This is a genomic window from Haloferax mediterranei ATCC 33500 (genome assembly GCF_000306765.2).
GTDB lineage: Archaea > Halobacteriota > Halobacteria > Halobacteriales > Haloferacaceae > Haloferax > Haloferax mediterranei.
In genome coordinates this window covers 438,352-453,925 of record NC_017944.1, presented here as the reverse complement: position 1 = coordinate 453,925, position 15,574 = coordinate 438,352, and the positions used below count along the sequence as shown (strand labels likewise).

Here is a 15,574-nt window from a genome sequence, read left to right as displayed (position 1 = left end):
ACGACGTGTAAAATCGTTACAAGCGTGCCTATGTAAACCAAGTTACCAGAAAGAATCCAACATTCACGGCGACGGTTCCGTCAGTAATCCGTGGTTGACGACGCTAGAGGAACGCGACGAATTCCGGAGCTACCAGGCTACGTCTCGCTTTCGGGTATGCGTCGGTTGACCCGTTCTACCTCAAAGTCGTTATCCGCCCGGTCCCATTCGAACGTCAGTTCGTGTCCAGTCCATTCGAACTCCCCGGCTCTGTACTCCATCCTCACGTCACCGTCAATCTGGACTTCTTCGTTCTCTCTCCACTCGAAATCTATCAAGTTCCCGTCGTAATCGATTTCTTTTTCCTCGGATTCGAACTCTGTGTCAGCATCGGCACCGATAGCCTGAAACTCGATAGCACCATCGCCGTCGTACTCGAAGTCGATTTCATCGCGAGCAGTGAGTACCGTCAGTTCGACAGCATCCGAGCTGACTTCGAAGTCGATACTCGTCTTACCGTCGACGACGAACTCGACACCATCTGATTCGGCCTCAAACGAGATGTTCTCAGCGTCAAACTCGACGTCCCCGTTTTCGTCAACCTCGTAGCTGAGTGTCTGTTCGTCTTGGACCGAGTCATCTGCTGTTTCGTCTCGTACTGGACCATCCGACGTTTCGCCTCGGGCAGACTCATCTGATGTCACTGACCCCATACCGTCCTGCAAGTATCCGAGCACTCCGGTGCTCGACTCGGAGTTGGCCCGGTTGGCTGTGGTCACCCCAAAGCCGAGTAACAAGAGAGCCAACCCGGCACCCACATTCGCTAGCCACTCCCGTCTCGGGAGGTCAGCCATCCACGGTGCCTCCGCCAAACACATCGTAAGCGGATACAATCAGTATAGAGTTTCCATCCAGTAATCGCGTTACAGTACTGTAGCCCTATAACTAAAGAATCGATGGTTGCGTCGTCAAGCAAGTTGCAACTCCAGCCGCGGCTATTCTACCGCAGGCAAGACTGGGGCGGCACTCCAGTTACCGGGCGTGTCTCGAGTCGTGCTCGCGATGGTCGGTTTATTATTACCGTCGGATGCTCACTTCCCGAGGTCAATTGCTGTACTGGTGTTGACATCCTTGTTCTCGTTGTCGACGATATCCGTACCCTCGGTGTCTCTCTTCGTACTGTCGATGAAGTCCATAACGATGGACCCGAGTGATTCCCCCCAGTCAGTCAGCGAGTACTCCACTCTGAACGGACGCTGACTGATGGTAGTTCGCTCGACAACGCCTCTCTCTTCGAGGGTGCTCAGACTCTCCGAGAGTGCTTTGTTGGAGATGCGGTCAATCGGCTCCCTGAGTTCGCTGAACCCGAGTGGACCGTCCTCAACGAGGGCGTGGATAATGACCGGATTCCACTTTCGTCCAAACAGCGAGGACATCGACGTCAGTTCGTCCTGACGCTCGTGTGTCCGTGGGAGAGTGGCGTTCGAGTGACTGCTCGACTCCGAGCCATTGCTCATACGAGTAGTACCACCCGAGCACAAACAAGTATCCCGACTAGGTGGTTAGCATTGGCGGACCGAAGTGACTAGACTAACCCGAACATATGAGTGTTATCTACCACTAACAGCCTGCTACCGGACGATTCTTCTCACCTCTCATCGATTCCAGCATCCATCTAGGCACCATCTACTCCTCTCTAGGCACGGTCTATGCTTGAGTCGCCCGTACACGCGATTGATGGCGGTTTCTGGCGGGTAACTCCATGTTCGACCCGTTACCAGCCGCCCATCGAATCACACGATAAAGTCGTTTTAATCCGCTGATTAGTCAGTTAGCTTAACCTTATGGGGAAAGGGTCCAAACATGAGTCTGTCCCAGGGAGAGCGGATTCGAACCCGATCTGCTCTCCGCGCTGGGTAATCAACCGACGTGACGAACAACCATGAAAGACACATTCCGATTAGTACTGATACTGTTCCTGGCGATTGGCATGATTACTGCCGGCGGCGCGATGTCGGTAGCTGCTGATCACCAGAGCGATGGCGATGTTGACATCGATACCGAGGATGGAGAGATTGAACACAGCGGCGACGACGCCGAAGTCGAAGACGACGATGACGACCTCGACTTCGAGTCCAACCAGGACGATAGGGAGGCCGATGTCGAGTTCGATGATAGCGAAATCGAACAGGACGACGACGACCTCGAAGTCGAAGACGACGACGACGATTTCGACTTCGAGAGCCACGACGGCGGTGACGACGTCGACGTAGAGACAGACGACCACGAAATCGAACAGGACGATGACGACGTCGAAGTCGAGGACGACGAAAACGACCTCGACTTTGAGTCCGAAGAAGACGGTGACCGCGCCGATATCGAGTTCGACGACGTCGAAATCGAACAGGACAACAGCCGTCTCGAAGTCGAAGACGACACCGACGGCCACGACCTCGACTACGAGGCCGAAGATGACGACCTCGATGTCGAACACGACGAGGCCGAAATCGAAAAGCACGGCGACGAGGCCGATGTCGAGAGCGATACCATCGATTACGAGAACGATGGCAGTCTCGACCTCGAAACTGAGGACGCTGGCGACATCGACATCGACCTCGACGGTGACGATGTCGACATCGATACCGACGAGAGCGAGATCGAACAGGACGGCGACGACCTCGAAGTCGAGAATGAACGGAATAACCTCGACTTAGAGAGCGACGGCGACGACCACGAACTCGAGGCCGACGACGAACACGACATCGAACACAACGGTGACGATGTCGACGTCGAAGGCGAAGAATTCGAGTTCGAGAACAACGGCGATCTTGACTTCGAGACCGACGAGCAGGAGATCGAACAGGATGACGACGACCTCGAAGTCGACACCGACGACGGTGTCGACTTCGAGAACGACGGCGACGAAGTCGAGTTCGAGGATGACGACCGCGACATCGAGCAGAGCGATGACGATGTCGATGTCGAAGACCACGACGACGACACCGAATTCGAGAGCGACGAAGACGAGACCGAATTCGAAACCGATGACCACGACATCGAACACAGTGGCGAGAACCTCGATGTCGAGGAAGACGGTGGTCTCGACCTCGAATCCAATGGTGACGAGATCGACCTCGAACGTGACGAGAACAGTGACACCGAAGTCGGAGCGTTCCTCGGCGACCTGACCCGAGAGGAGATCATCGAACTCGGTACCACGGTCGGCGCGGACGACTACGATGACCTCGCGGACATGGACGTCGAGGACCTCGACGACAACGAGGTCAACATGCTCGAAACCATGCTCACCGACGACGACAGCACGGAATCAGGGAGTGAATCATAAGACAGCCAGACCGAGATAGACAACCACAGTTCGGCTGTATCGAATAGCACAGGTTCTTTCGCGGCAGCCGGCCCAGCCCCGCCTTCCACCCGGGCGGGGTCGTAGCGGAGCCCGCACCTCGAATTTATTCCAGACTTCATAGACAACGACCAAGCACACGACACGGAACCCACAACTAATGAAATACAGACAGCGGTTTGCACTGGTGACGTTCCTCGTGGTCGGCCTGCTTGTCGGCACCGCGGCGCCGGCGGCAGCTGCGGGGACGGGGACCGTCGCCAGTGCCGCACCCGTAGCGGACCTGTCCGGTGACGACCTCTTTAGCGACCACGAGACGGTCGCAGATGACGACGATGGCGACGATAGCGATGAGGTAGAGGTCGACACTGAGGATGGCGAAATAGAACACGACGGCGACGATGCCGAAGTAGAGGACGACGAAGACGATCTCGACTTCGAGTCCAACGAGGACGATGACGAAGTCGATATCGACTTCGACGAGCAAGAGATCGAGCAGGACGGTGATGATCTCGAAGTAGAAGACGACGAAGACGACCTTGACTTCGAGAACGACGGAGATGAGGTCGAAGCGGAGTCCGGCGACCACGACATCGAGCAGGACGATGACGACCTCGAGGTCGAGGACAGCGAAGAGGACCTCGACTTCGAGAGTGACGACGGCGGTGACGACGTCGACGTTGAGAACGGCGACGAAGAAATCGAGCAGCGCGGCGAGAGCGTCGACGTCGAAACCGACGAGGTCGAGTACGAACGCGGTGGCAACAAGTTCGAAGACGACTCAGACGACCTCGAATTCGAAAACGAGGATGTCGAGGTCGAACGCGACCACGGCGAGGTCGAGATCGAGACTGACGAGCACGAAATCGAACACGACGGTGAGAAACTCGAAGTTGAAAAGGCGGGCTTCAACTTCGAAAACCTCGGAGAAGAGGACGATGTCGATGTGGAGGCCGACGATATAGAGGTCGAACAGGACGACGACGATGCTGAAGTCGAGGACGAAGATGGCCTCGACTTCGAGAACGATGGCGACCGCCTCGAATTCGAAGACGATTCAGGTACAATCGACTTAGAGGCGACCGACGACGCTGCTGACGTCGAATTCGATGGTGGAGAGATCGAACAGCTCGAAGACGCCCTCGAAGTCGAGACCGACGACACCGACTTCGAGAATAACGGAGACGAGGTCGAACTCGAAACGGACGACCACGACATCGAGCAGAGCGATGACGATGTCGATGTCGAAGACGACGAAGACGACATCGACTTCGAGAGCTTCGACGGCGGTGATGCCGTTGACTTCGAGACTGAGGACCACGACATCGAACAGGTCGGTGACGAGGTCGATGTCGAAGACGACGAGGACGGCTCAGAATTCGAAAACGATGGAGATGAGGTCGAATTCGAGACCGACGACCACGACATCGAGCAAAGCGGCGAGAACCTCGATGTCGAGGACGACGACGGCGTCGACCTCGAATCCGACGGTGAAACCGTCGACCTCGAACAGGAGGACGAAGACACCGAGGCGTGATCGCCCTCGACGAATTAGGACAACAATCCCCGCGACGTGTTCACCGGCCCTAGCGCGGAAATGACGATGCGGAGGACGAAGGTTGACTTCGTCCCTCCGTAACACCTCTTAGACCAAGCCACGTTTGCTATCGTGCAGAACATCCTAGTACCGACGTTCTCAGAGATTTTTGCTGAGTCTATCGACGCTGAACCTCTCACTCGCCATCTACATGACTACTCAAAGAAACGGACGGTCTACTGTGGGTGTACTTGCCAATACATATATCTGTGTGGAGGGCGAGGAGATAACTAAGGCGGTTGTGTGTGACCCACGGACGTGTGTGGTTCACGGACAAACGAAGTGAAACTCACCGTTCGAGACACGAAACATGGGTCGTGTCCGCGGTCAGTGTCAGTTATTAACACGTGTTTATCTCGGTAAAGAGACGTGTACGGACCGACTATTCTCACACGTTAGTTGAGCGCACCCGACTGACAAGCACAACCCATGAGACGACACATACTCAGGACTGCAGCGGTAGTTGTAGTTAGCCTGTTGGTCGTCGTCGCATTAGCTGGTGGTGTCGGTACGGTGAGCGCCGAGAAGACCGACCTCGCACGTTCCGACCATTTTGACCACGAGGACGACGACCACGATGACCACGAGGATGACGACCACGAGGACGACCTCGAGGATCTCTTCGATGACGAAGACCTCGACGACCTCGACGAGGACGAGATTGAGGCTCTCCTCGACCACGGGGACTTCGACGACCTCGACGAGGATGACCTCGATGCTCTCCTCAACCACGACGACTTCGACGACTTTGACGAGGAGATCCTCGAAGATATCCTCGACCATGAGGACTTCGACGACCTCGACGAGGATGACCTCGATGCTCTCCTCGACCACGACGACTTCGATGAGGACGACTTCGAGGACCTCCTAGACGACGAGTTCGATGACCTCGACGAGGATGACCTCGAAGATCTCCTCGACGATGAGGACGATCTTGAGGACCTCTTCGATGACGACTTCGATGATGACTTCGATGACGATGAAGAAGTCGAGATCGACTTCGGCGACGACAGCGTCGAAGCCGAAGGTGACGATGTCCACGTCGACCACGACGATGATGAAATCGAAGTCGGAGCAGACGACGGAGTTGAAGTCGACCACGGTGACGACGAGATCGACGTTGAGGGTGACGATGCCCACGTCGAACACGACGACGACGAACTCGAAGCCGGTGGCGACGACGGAGTTGAAGTCGACCACGGTGACGACGAGATCGAAGCCGAGGGCGATGACGCCCATGTCGAACACGATGACGACGAAGTCGAAGTCGAAGGCGACGATATCGACCTCGACCACGGTGACGACGAAATAGAGATCGACGACGACGGCGAGGTCGAATTCGACGATGACGGTCTGGAAGTCGAAGCCGACGATGAGGTCGAACTCGACCACGGTGACGACGAAATCGATATTGAGGGCGACGACATCGAAATCGACCACGACGGTGATGGTATCGAAATCGACATCGGATAACGGGATGAGACGTTGACCGCACTAGCGGCATGGCGACTGCTTTTCCCGTCGCGTGGTTAGAACCAGATGGCACGTCTATGGCTGGCTGTCCCAGCGGTGTTTCGAGCTATAACCCGTGTTTCGAAGTTCGAAACATGTGTCGCCGAGGTACGGGTGTGTTCCTGTATTCCCAAGTCCGAACCGGGAAAGTAACCACCACTGAACCCCTACAATTATATGACCCCAGACTATGAGCAGACATAGCACAATGCACTACCGAGGACGGCAGATTGACCACTGCGCCTCCTGTGGTGAGATCATCGATGTCTCCGAGTGGCACCCCACGAAAGCCAGAACGACCGACGGGGAGACGGAGATCTACAGCTTCTGTAGCGAGCGCTGTCGTAACCAGTGGACGGGTCGCTAAGCCGGGTTTACACCGCAACAAGTAATCAGTATCAGTACTATCGGATGCGAGATGCCAACAACGCTAGTTCGTCAACGAGGTCGTCACATCCGGGTTCCATCTCGCAGAGACGGTTCGTATACTCGGCGTTCGAATACTCGAACGACTGGTAGACTGCTTCGATTTGGGCCGCGACTTCCTCGGGGTCGTAGTGGTCCAATAGCCACATAACTGGGGTCTCGATCCCGTTTTTCAGGTCTTCTTCGATGTCTCTAACGTCGTCGTAGAGGAGACAGTGTGCACGGAATGTCCGAAGGTCGTTCTCGATGCGGTCGGCCCTCTCGATATCGACGTCGGAGACGAGTGCCGGTACAGTACCAAACACGGAGATGTCCCGAGCGCGGAATCCGTACACGAACCGGATTAGCTCCATCGCCCGTTCTCTCGATGTTTCATCTTTCAGGGCGCGTGCTACTTCCTGTTCGACCGCCGGGATTCGGGATGCTTCGACGAAATACACGCTGAGTGCGTCGACTACTACATCTCTGTTCGGTTCCGGAATGCTGGAGAACGACAACAGACTCGAAAACGCAACGTTGACCGCGAGTTTCGTCCGGTGGCGTCTGTCCGACTGGTCGGTGTCGATGAACTCGTCCAGCATCCCGACGAATGCATCGAGACCAGCCAAAATGCGTACGATTATCTCGCGTTCGTCGCGGTCAAGAAACTGCTCATACGCGACGAGCGCAGGAACCGTCCGTGTCGGTTTCCGGCCGGACTCCCACAGTGTGAGGGGAAAATCCAAGGCTTCGTGAACGGAACCGACGTCGAAACTATCGGGAACGGATATCTCAGCGTCCTGCTCGTATGCGGCAACCTCGGTTGCGAGGTTGCGGTAGACCTCGTACACCTCTTGATTGAGGTCTGATATTTCCGGTCCGTCGAAGTCGGTCATGGTGATTGGATTGTGTCTGGTTCGCAACCGGTATTCGAATGCTGGGATACCGGTTGTTGGCAGTTCATGTTAAATTACGATGAGCGCATAGAAGAACTCTTTGGAGAGCTATAAATCAGTTCCTTACGTACTAATAAAGTCGTAGAGCGTTCGTAATGGACTTACCGAATAGTTAGTGGGTCGGCTCTTGCCGGCCGGGACACCCCCGATGTATTGCTCCGGATCAACTGCCTCCGGGCGTAGCGGGGGTCGCCTCCGCTCGATACTGTTCCCACTTCTCTTTGCCCCACTCGACCGCGCGTTCGGAGTCGTTCAGAATGAATCCTCTGAGTTCTCCCCCACGGTCGTACACGATAATGCCTACCTTCGGGGTTGGTTCCTCGATAACTAGCAATCCGAACGGGAGTTCCTCGTCTGTCACTTGGACTTTGAGAACATCGCTTTCGACGGCCTCCGCAAATTGGTCAGCGTAGTCAGTGGCAAGGTGGTTAAATGCGGCCCGTTCGAAAACTAACTCGGCTTCGAGTTTGCCAGCGATGAACTGTTCGTGGAAAAGGTCAACGTAACTTGGCAGGACCACTGGACCGGTCCCCCGCAACACGTCAGCATCACGGATCGCATCCCCAATCATCGTTACCGGCCGGTTTGGTGCGTGTCGCTCGGCGAATGACACCTCAGCGCCTTCAAGAACCTCGACATCGAGGTCGATATCCGTCGGAAGAATTGCGAGCAACTGGGCCGGACGACAGATAACTTCGACTCGACTTCGGAACCGTTGGTATTCCTCGAACAGAAGGTAGCCAGCCGCCGTGAGTTCGTACCCGCTGTCTCCTCTTCGGGCAAGACCCAGTTCTTCGAGTTCGCGAATGGCTTTGTACGCGGTAGAGCGTGATACACCGAGAGATTCACGAATATCCCGATTATATTGGGGGCCGTCCAGCAGCCGTTGAATGACGTCCGCACGGCGTGCCACGGCATCAACTACATCGTCGGGATCGATTCGGCTGTTCGTAGACATCAAGAACGCTCCACCCGTCCTAGCGGGTTCAAACGTATATCGGTTTTGTCGGTACTGTCACCAATCGACGACATCAACGAACGTCTCGACTAGTTTTTGTTCGATTGGTTTGCGATACTGTTGGTGATAGAAACGAAAGTGGAAATAGAGACCGGAGTAGGGAGAGTGAAAGAGACCGGAGTAGGGAGAGTGAAAGAGACCGGAATAGGGGGAGTGAAAGAGACCAGAGTAGGGGGAGTGAAGATTGGTTGCGTTGGCGGATAGATGGTGATTGAGTCGACGAGTGGAAGGTGGTTGTGTCGGTGAGTCTATCGTGTTTCCGACCCGGACACTGAGTTGTAATCTTCATCTGTAGCGGTGATTATTCGGAGTGTTCGTGTGTGTCCCCGAAGAGCGATGCCATCAGTTTCCGTTCGGCTTTCCGAATGTGTTGATGGAAGGTTGCCGAAGAGATACCCATTAACTCGGCAACGTCCTCTGCAGTGCTCTCTCGGGGCCAATCGAAGTAGCCGGCGTAGTACGCCGATTTAGCCGCCATCCGTTGTTTGTCCGTAAGTCGGTCGTCGACCTCGTCTCGGAACTCGGCGGCCGTCTGAACCGAGCGATCGACTTCGCGCTTTGCGACCAATTCCGAGTCGGGATAGAAACTCTGGAACGCTTGGACGACCTTCCGGATATCCGCCGTCTGGGGTGCTTCGAGAATGACGGTTCCCTCGCCGTTGTCGGCATCTGCCGACCGGATGCTCGCGCCGATATCTATCATCGCATCCGGCACGGACTCTGCCCTGACCACTTCGAGCAGGCACTCGTTGTCGTGTTCTTGGATGAGACGAGCGTCTGTGATAGAATCCATGCGGTCGGCTACCTCCAGAGCGTCCTCGACTGAGGTTCCTTCGACGCGAATATAACAGAGATAATTCCCTTCTCCGTTCAGGGTAGTCCCCTCAAGTCGACAGCGACAGCCGAGTTTCTCGGAGAAATAGACGGGAACGTTCCTCGCATCGCTGACCGTAAACTCGAGTTCGACGATTTCGTCCGAGAGGAGGAGTTCCTTACTCTGGATGGCGTTTATCGTGAACCCGATAGCGTCTCCGAGGACCTCCAGACCAGCCTGTGCCTGCTTGGAGAATGCATCTTCCCGCGTCGCGTTCACGACCAAAACGCCGTAGACACGAGCACCGTACTGGAGGGCTACTGCAGCGGTTACTTCGAGTTCATCCGCGTCGTCGGCTTCGTCTTCTATCAGATACTGTCGGACGACGTTTATCTCGCCCGTCTCGATGGCCTGCTCTACTGTGCCCTTTCCCAACTGAGACACCGACATGTTGTCGAGTGCGTCGAGGTACCCCTCCTCGATGCCTGCACCCGTCTTGACTACGACATCCTCACCGGTCACCCCCACCTCCGCAATCCAAGCGTACTCGTAGAGACTCGAAGCCGCCAGTTGCTGACAGACGCGTTCTTCTATTGTTTCACGCATCCCCGCCTCGATTAGCTCCCCGATAAGGTTCTGGACGAGTGCGTTGATACGGTTGAGCGTATCGAGTTGGTCGCGCTGGTCGCGGCACTCCGCTTCGCTCTTCTGAAGTTCTCGTTCTCGCTCGGCGCGCTCAAAGTGGGATGTGACTGTCGCAGAAAGCACCTCCGCAATCTGGACATCCGCCTCTGTGAACCCATCTGCCGATTCGGTGAACACCGAGAGTGTCCCGTGCCTTCCGAGCGGGAGGTGGAGACTCGCCTCGTCACCGGAGAAAGACTCGTTAGAGCTAGGTTGATGAACTATTGACTCACCGTTCCGATAGGCACGACCAGCGAGAGTAACCTCGAGGTCGAAGGCGGGTCGGACGTCGATTAACTGTCGGGCGGCGTCGGTGACAGCAGTCGGTTCGAGAGAGTTCGTTTCGGAGTTGAATGTACGGATGCAACTGACGTCAAATCCGAGGATTCGCTCGACTGCGTTGAGGGCGGCCCAAGCGATGGCATCGCGATCCGTCGCTTGGGTCAACTCTTGACTTGCTCCGTTGAGCGCACCCAGACGGCGTTCGTACTCTTTGTGCTCGGAGACGTCTATCAGAACTCCTGTCGTTCCCTGAAAGTCTCCATCTGGCTCCGTCGGGAGTTCACTGAATCGGATTTCCAGCGGCACGATTTCACCATCTTTCGTATAGATGGGCGCTTCAACTCTCATGACGCCTCTGTCGGATTCAAGGAGTTCGTCGCGGGCGGTACGAGCGGACTCGGCGTCGACAACGGTGTATCGTTCGCCAGTCAGCAACGCTTCGTACTCGCTTCTGTCGACCTGGTCGACTTCCCCTGCGAGGAGGTGTGTCAGCGGGGTTCCGATTAGTTCGTCTTTCGTGTAGCCCGTCAACTCAGCGGTGCCTTCGTTGACAACCGTAAACCGGAACTCATCGTCGGCGGCGTAGATTCCTTCTCCGACCGCCTCGACTATTGTTCGGTACTGCTCTACTTCTCGTTGCTGCTCTCGTCGTTCGGAGACATCGCGAGCGAATACCAGCACATGCGGCTCGCCGTCAACGTAGAGGAGGGTAGCTGAGATTTCTGTCGGGAACGTCTCGCCGTCGGAAGCGCGGCAATTGAGTTCGTTAGTCCAACTGGATCCGTCCTCCAGTACTTCCTCGATAAACGCAGTAAAAGCCTCCTCGTCGGAATAGAGGTTCGACGGACTGAACGACAGGAGTTCCTCGCGCGAATAGCCAAATCGTTCACACGCCCGGGGATTACACTCTACGATTTCGTCGCTGTTCGTGTCGAAGACGAGTATCGCTTCATTGCTGTGCCTGAATACCTTCTGTGGGAATCTCCTGTTTGCTTTCGGGGGACGGCTTTCGACCACAGGAGGAGGTCGTTGGTCTTCGTGGACCCGCCAAGCACGTATGCGAAGCGTGAAAAAGCGTGTCTCGTCGTATTCGGTCGAATCAGCAGAAAAATCCACGGATATGTTGCGTCCGTCGGCGTGTACGAGTGTTATATTTGTTGTCGTGTCATCGACTCCTGTAGATGCCCGTTTGGCCTCGCGTCGAATCGTCTCAAGTGGGTCCTCGTGCTCCGGTGGGAAGAGACGGTCGACCGGTCCGCCAACCAATTCGTCCGGACCGTAGCCTAAAATCCGTTCGATTGGCTGACTAGTGAACACGACGACCCCCCCGTCGTCAATCGAAAGTATACCCTCACCCGGACTGAACACCACCTCCTGGAAGAAGGACTCGTCAAACGTGGATGCGGGTGGCATTAACTATAAATGCGTCACGATACCCCATAAACTTGGTCCGGTCTCCCAAGTAGTCTGAATGTTCGTTAAGACGTATAGTTTGGTCGAAGTACGGGCATAACGGATGACTATCTCTCAGGCCGAACCACCACCGTATCGTGGTTTCTGTAGGGTGAGCGTAGGGTATCTGACTATAGTAGCGTTTGCAAGTCATTGCACACTCAATCGACCGCTATCGTGCGATCGGCTGTGTCACCAGTTGCAAACGCTACTATAGCTGGGAGTAACAGTCCTATTAATTGAGAGTAACGTCCTTACCACGTAGTTAGCTGAAAGTTAGTACTGTCGCGTCCATAATTAGGACATGAGACGTGTGGATGCACAGACGTACCTATCGATTTATAGGGATGAGGTATGGAATCGAAGATAAAAGCAGGTGAACTCACCGTGGTTGCATACGGGAGTTCTCGTGGATTCGATGTTGGGGGAACCGTCGATGGGTCCACGCCGAAAAGACGAAACCGCGGGTGGTCACCAGTCAATCTTCGCCGACAGTGGGGAGGACTATGAGCGAACGCCCAGACCGTATTCCCGAATGGTGTCGAGGTGAGGAGTGGTGTTCGGTTACCGCAACTGCCTCCCTGCTCGGTCGGAAATGGAAACCGGTAATCGTCGACCGACTCCTGAAAAATGGTGCCTGTGGGTTCAGCGAACTCGAGGGATTAATCAACGGTATCTCGGGGAAGGCACTCTCGAACAACCTCAAGGAACTCGAAGAGGACGAAATCGTGAACAGGTCGGTCATCAGCGAGCGACCCTACCGAGTGGAGTACGCGCTGACCGACCGGGGACGCGACCTCGAACCACTGATTGTCGCGATGCGAGAGTGGGGGTCTGCCCACTTCGGGCCGGATTCGAAAAAGGATAACCCGTAAAGGTACTCCATACCGACGCTATTTATCGCTCCGCGGGTGTTCGGCAACGTGAAATCGTATCGCTACCGACGGTCGATATCCGCTTAGAGAGCCTCGTCGCGTGCAACGGAGATGGTAGACTCTATCCACGCTCCCCGTACGTCTCCCTCGAAGATGATCAGACTTCCGTCACCAAGGTCGAGTGCCGCGAACGACTCGTATGCGTCGGGTCGGGGTTCGACGGGACATCGGTCCGGAGCGAATGTTGTGGACATACTCAATTCCCTCTCAAGTCTATGTTACCGTTGGTGACTCTTAAGTTCGTGCTAATGAATGACACACCAGCCAATCTAGAAGTGAGCAGGTGACCGTTACTTCACCGCCTGGCGTCCACGAGTGGTACCGTGCGAGCGGTAGCCGAGAGGTTCCTACGGAATCGATTCATGCCGAAATCGGCTACAGCGGATTTGCTGCAGCAGGGTCTATAGGAGCGTTCGCAAGTCACTGCACACTCGCTCGACCGCTGTCGTGCGGTCGAATGTGTCACCAGTTGCAAACGCTACTATAGTTAAGATGGCGAGGACCTCCGCCAGCAACGACATACTCCAATAAGCGAATATAATAACAAAAAAGTAATCTTTACACGTATATGGTTGTAATTGACATTTAGACGATGGCTTTTGGTAACCTCCTTTCAGTTGGGTGTGCGTGATACCTCCCAGCTAAAATCAATCGGACGACGAAATTCACTCGAAGCGCTCAGTGTCAGGCAGTAGCCGAGGCAAGAACCAACTATGAAGTGAGACCAGCCAGACCTACTCCGTGACCGTCATCTCACCCACCATACCGGCTTCCCGGTGGCCCGGGACGTCACACCAGTAGGGGAACGTCCCGGTTGACTCAGGGGTGAATACGACGGACGTAGTTTCATCCGGCTGTATCGTGTCAGTCTTGACTATGAATGTTCCCGCTTCGTCCTGCTCGGCGACCGGTCGCTCGTCTGCCGGGAACTCCCCAACGGAAAGGTTATGGGCCACTTCCCCGACGTTCTCAAAGTGGATGGTCAGTTCCTGATCAACTTTCCCCTGGAAGGCATCAGGTTCGAGCACCCACTCTGAACCTTTCACAGTTATTTCGCCGTCGAGTGCGTTTGGTGTTGGAGTTGAAGTTGGGGTTGGAGTGGCTTCTGTAGTCGGTGACGGCGTCGCAGTTGGTGACGATGTCGGCGTGTCGGTGGGAGATTCACCAGACGTATCCGCTGATGGAGCGTTACAACCGGCGAGAGCACTGAGTGTGACGCCACTCATTTTGAGAACCTTTCGTCGACTGAGTTTCATAGCGGGCATACTCACTGGTTCCAAATCGGGTTTGAAAGTATCGTACAGTACTGGAATTGGTCCACCCCCAACGTCACCCAGACACTTCCCCTTTGAACGGTGATTCAACGAGTTCTTCCTGTTCCCACATAGCGTGGATGAACGGCTGATTATTCCCGTTCGGGAGTTCGAACGCCGTCGGTACTGGGTCGAACACGGGACCATCCGCTGTCGGCCTGATTGGGAGCACCACCCCGTGGGTGTGATGGGCTCGCCCCGCAATAGTACTCTCAGTCGGGAGCGGCAACTCTTCGTCGATGGCGAGTCGGTAGTCCTGGTCTCGGACAGTCTGAGTGGTCATGAAGTGGATAACTCTAAATCCATCTTCGGTGGTTACCTCCCCGTTGACGAGTACGTCGCCAACACCCCAGAACGCCCCGTATGCGAACAGGTGCGGCATCAGCGGTGAGCCTGTTCCGGTCGCTCCGTGGTGCCAAGCACCGGTCATCACTCCGCCGCCAGTTTCGTATCCCGGAATCGGTGGTTGTACGATATGGTCGAGTTGGAGTTCGTATTCGTTATCTGCTGGGTCGGTGAAGCTAGTGGTCAAGTCCGCGTCATCTGGCGTGTCTCCTACCGGTCCAGGAAGGTCATACGGCCGTCGGTCCTTGTAGGTGACCTCGAACTCGCCACTGGTTATCTGCGCATTGTCGCTGAATAGCGTTGGCTGGGTCAACTTCTCTTGGGCGACTGGGTCGTCAACCGACGCCCGCGCTTGCTCCGGTGCGGCGACCAAGGACGGAAGGTCCTGTAGCAGCTGTGGAATCGTATTACTAAGCGGGTCAGGCAGTTGTTTTGCCTGCTCGATTCGGAATTCGAGAAGGTCAGAGCCGAATCGCGGGTTATCTGGAGTGCCGAACACGGTGGGGCTGAGCCGCCGCTCACCCGGTAGCACCCAGTAAACTGTCTTCCCCGACTCCTGTCTGACTGTAACGTCTGCTCCCATCATTGTTGTTGGCTCTTCGGGTGTCGCTGTTGGTGTCGGTGTTTCTTCAGGTGTTGCCGTCGGTGTCTCTGTCGGCGTTTCAGCAGGCTGTCCACCACAGCCGGCGAGTGCACCGATGAGAAGGGTCGATGCGCCGAGAAATCGGCGTCTATTGACATCTCTATCCATACGTTGATGATTGGAACACCAACTAATGATAGTATGTCGGATGTGAACACCCAACACACAAGCCCCGAATAGCTATATTCTCAGTCCATCAGACTAGGGCGATTGATTCCGAGGCAGAACCACAGTCAATCAACCACGTTCCAAATGCGTTTTTCTACAGTGTCCTA

General features: G+C 55.4%; 13 protein-coding genes. 5 read left to right on the top strand and 8 right to left on the bottom strand.

Annotated elements, in window-relative coordinates; all coding sequences use genetic code 11:
• Positions 1-137 precede the first annotated feature (137 nt).
• Together HFX_RS18785 and HFX_RS18780 are read right to left on the bottom strand one after the other, a co-directional pair.
• The gene (locus tag HFX_RS18785; RefSeq protein WP_014732854.1) at positions 138-833 is read right to left on the bottom strand and encodes a hypothetical protein; all 696 of its coding nucleotides are present in this window, start codon (positions 831-833) and stop codon (positions 138-140) included.
• A 237-nt stretch (positions 834-1,070) separates the two neighbouring features.
• Positions 1,071-1,496, bottom strand: coding sequence for a winged helix-turn-helix transcriptional regulator (locus tag HFX_RS18780; RefSeq protein ID WP_004060682.1), 426 nt, complete (start codon positions 1,494-1,496; stop codon positions 1,071-1,073).
• Between the two features lie 473 nt (positions 1,497-1,969).
• Here HFX_RS18780 and HFX_RS18775 point away from each other — a divergent pair, with 473 nt between their 5' ends.
• The 4 genes from HFX_RS18775 (at position 1,970) to HFX_RS20735 (ending at position 6,819) form a co-directional block, all read left to right on the top strand.
• On the top strand, positions 1,970-3,325 hold the full coding sequence (locus HFX_RS18775) for a putative sodium/potassium/calcium exchanger (protein ID WP_004060683.1): 1,356 nt from the start codon (positions 1,970-1,972) through the stop codon (positions 3,323-3,325).
• 178 nt (positions 3,326-3,503) lie between these two features.
• Positions 3,504-4,880 carry a putative sodium/potassium/calcium exchanger gene (locus HFX_RS18770; RefSeq protein ID WP_004060684.1) on the top strand — a complete coding sequence of 459 codons (1,377 nt, stop codon included), beginning with the start codon at positions 3,504-3,506 and terminating at the stop codon, positions 4,878-4,880.
• A gap of 489 nt (positions 4,881-5,369) precedes the next feature.
• Positions 5,370-6,413 carry a hypothetical protein gene (locus HFX_RS18765; RefSeq protein WP_231513001.1) on the top strand — a complete coding sequence of 348 codons (1,044 nt, stop codon included), beginning with the start codon at positions 5,370-5,372 and terminating at the stop codon, positions 6,411-6,413.
• A gap of 229 nt (positions 6,414-6,642) precedes the next feature.
• Positions 6,643-6,819, top strand: a complete 177-nt coding sequence (locus HFX_RS20735) for a DUF7576 family protein (RefSeq protein WP_425497321.1) — start codon at positions 6,643-6,645, stop codon at positions 6,817-6,819.
• A gap of 37 nt (positions 6,820-6,856) precedes the next feature.
• Here the strand turns inward: HFX_RS20735 and HFX_RS18760 are convergent, their stop codons facing one another.
• The 3 genes from HFX_RS18760 to HFX_RS18750 all read right to left on the bottom strand — a co-directional run bounded on the left by HFX_RS18760 (position 6,857) and on the right by HFX_RS18750 (position 12,024).
• Entirely contained in the window at positions 6,857-7,753 is an 897-nt protein-coding gene (locus tag HFX_RS18760; RefSeq protein WP_004060686.1) for a hypothetical protein, read from the bottom strand.
• 223 nt (positions 7,754-7,976) lie between these two features.
• A complete protein-coding gene (locus HFX_RS18755) occupies positions 7,977-8,771 on the bottom strand; it encodes a helix-turn-helix transcriptional regulator (protein ID WP_004060687.1) in 795 nt (264 codons plus the stop codon).
• 361 nt (positions 8,772-9,132) lie between these two features.
• Positions 9,133-12,024: a PAS domain S-box protein gene (locus HFX_RS18750; RefSeq protein ID WP_004060688.1), complete on the bottom strand. Its 2,892-nt coding sequence runs from the start codon at positions 12,022-12,024 to the stop codon at positions 9,133-9,135.
• A gap of 545 nt (positions 12,025-12,569) precedes the next feature.
• On the opposite strand from HFX_RS18750, the gene HFX_RS18745 reads away from it, so the two are divergent.
• Positions 12,570-12,938, top strand: coding sequence for a winged helix-turn-helix transcriptional regulator (locus HFX_RS18745; RefSeq protein WP_004060689.1), 369 nt, complete (start codon positions 12,570-12,572; stop codon positions 12,936-12,938).
• Positions 12,939-13,021: 83 nt separating this feature from the next.
• Here the strand turns inward: HFX_RS18745 and HFX_RS20210 are convergent, their stop codons facing one another.
• The 3 genes from HFX_RS20210 to HFX_RS18735 all read right to left on the bottom strand — a co-directional run bounded on the left by HFX_RS20210 (position 13,022) and on the right by HFX_RS18735 (position 15,407).
• The gene (locus HFX_RS20210) at positions 13,022-13,192 is read right to left on the bottom strand and encodes a hypothetical protein (protein WP_004060690.1); all 171 of its coding nucleotides are present in this window, start codon (positions 13,190-13,192) and stop codon (positions 13,022-13,024) included.
• Positions 13,193-13,732: 540 nt separating this feature from the next.
• Positions 13,733-14,254 carry a cupredoxin domain-containing protein gene (locus tag HFX_RS18740; RefSeq protein WP_014732851.1) on the bottom strand — a complete coding sequence of 174 codons (522 nt, stop codon included), beginning with the start codon at positions 14,252-14,254 and terminating at the stop codon, positions 13,733-13,735.
• A 73-nt stretch (positions 14,255-14,327) separates the two neighbouring features.
• Positions 14,328-15,407 carry a hypothetical protein gene (locus tag HFX_RS18735; protein WP_014732850.1) on the bottom strand — a complete coding sequence of 360 codons (1,080 nt, stop codon included), beginning with the start codon at positions 15,405-15,407 and terminating at the stop codon, positions 14,328-14,330.
• Between the last annotated feature and the right edge of the window lie 167 nt (positions 15,408-15,574).

Bases quoted from the DNA above. Each gene is read 5' to 3' on its own strand.
- HFX_RS18785 (WP_014732854.1), bottom strand. From the start codon at position 833: ATGGCTGACCTCCCGAGACGGGAGTGGCTAGCGAATGTGGGTGCCGGG.
- HFX_RS18780 (WP_004060682.1), bottom strand. From the start codon at position 1,496: ATGAGCAATGGCTCGGAGTCGAGCAGTCACTCGAACGCCACTCTCCCA.
- HFX_RS18775 (WP_004060683.1), top strand. From the start codon at position 1,970: ATGATTACTGCCGGCGGCGCGATGTCGGTAGCTGCTGATCACCAGAGC.
- HFX_RS18770 (WP_004060684.1), top strand. From the start codon at position 3,504: ATGAAATACAGACAGCGGTTTGCACTGGTGACGTTCCTCGTGGTCGGC.
- HFX_RS18765 (WP_231513001.1), top strand. From the start codon at position 5,370: ATGAGACGACACATACTCAGGACTGCAGCGGTAGTTGTAGTTAGCCTG.
- HFX_RS20735 (WP_425497321.1), top strand. From the start codon at position 6,643: ATGAGCAGACATAGCACAATGCACTACCGAGGACGGCAGATTGACCAC.
- HFX_RS18760 (WP_004060686.1), bottom strand. From the start codon at position 7,753: ATGACCGACTTCGACGGACCGGAAATATCAGACCTCAATCAAGAGGTG.
- HFX_RS18755 (WP_004060687.1), bottom strand. From the start codon at position 8,771: ATGTCTACGAACAGCCGAATCGATCCCGACGATGTAGTTGATGCCGTG.
- HFX_RS18750 (WP_004060688.1), bottom strand. From the start codon at position 12,024: ATGCCACCCGCATCCACGTTTGACGAGTCCTTCTTCCAGGAGGTGGTG.
- HFX_RS18745 (WP_004060689.1), top strand. From the start codon at position 12,570: ATGAGCGAACGCCCAGACCGTATTCCCGAATGGTGTCGAGGTGAGGAG.
- HFX_RS20210 (WP_004060690.1), bottom strand. From the start codon at position 13,192: ATGTCCACAACATTCGCTCCGGACCGATGTCCCGTCGAACCCCGACCC.
- HFX_RS18740 (WP_014732851.1), bottom strand. From the start codon at position 14,254: ATGAAACTCAGTCGACGAAAGGTTCTCAAAATGAGTGGCGTCACACTC.
- HFX_RS18735 (WP_014732850.1), bottom strand. From the start codon at position 15,407: ATGGATAGAGATGTCAATAGACGCCGATTTCTCGGCGCATCGACCCTT.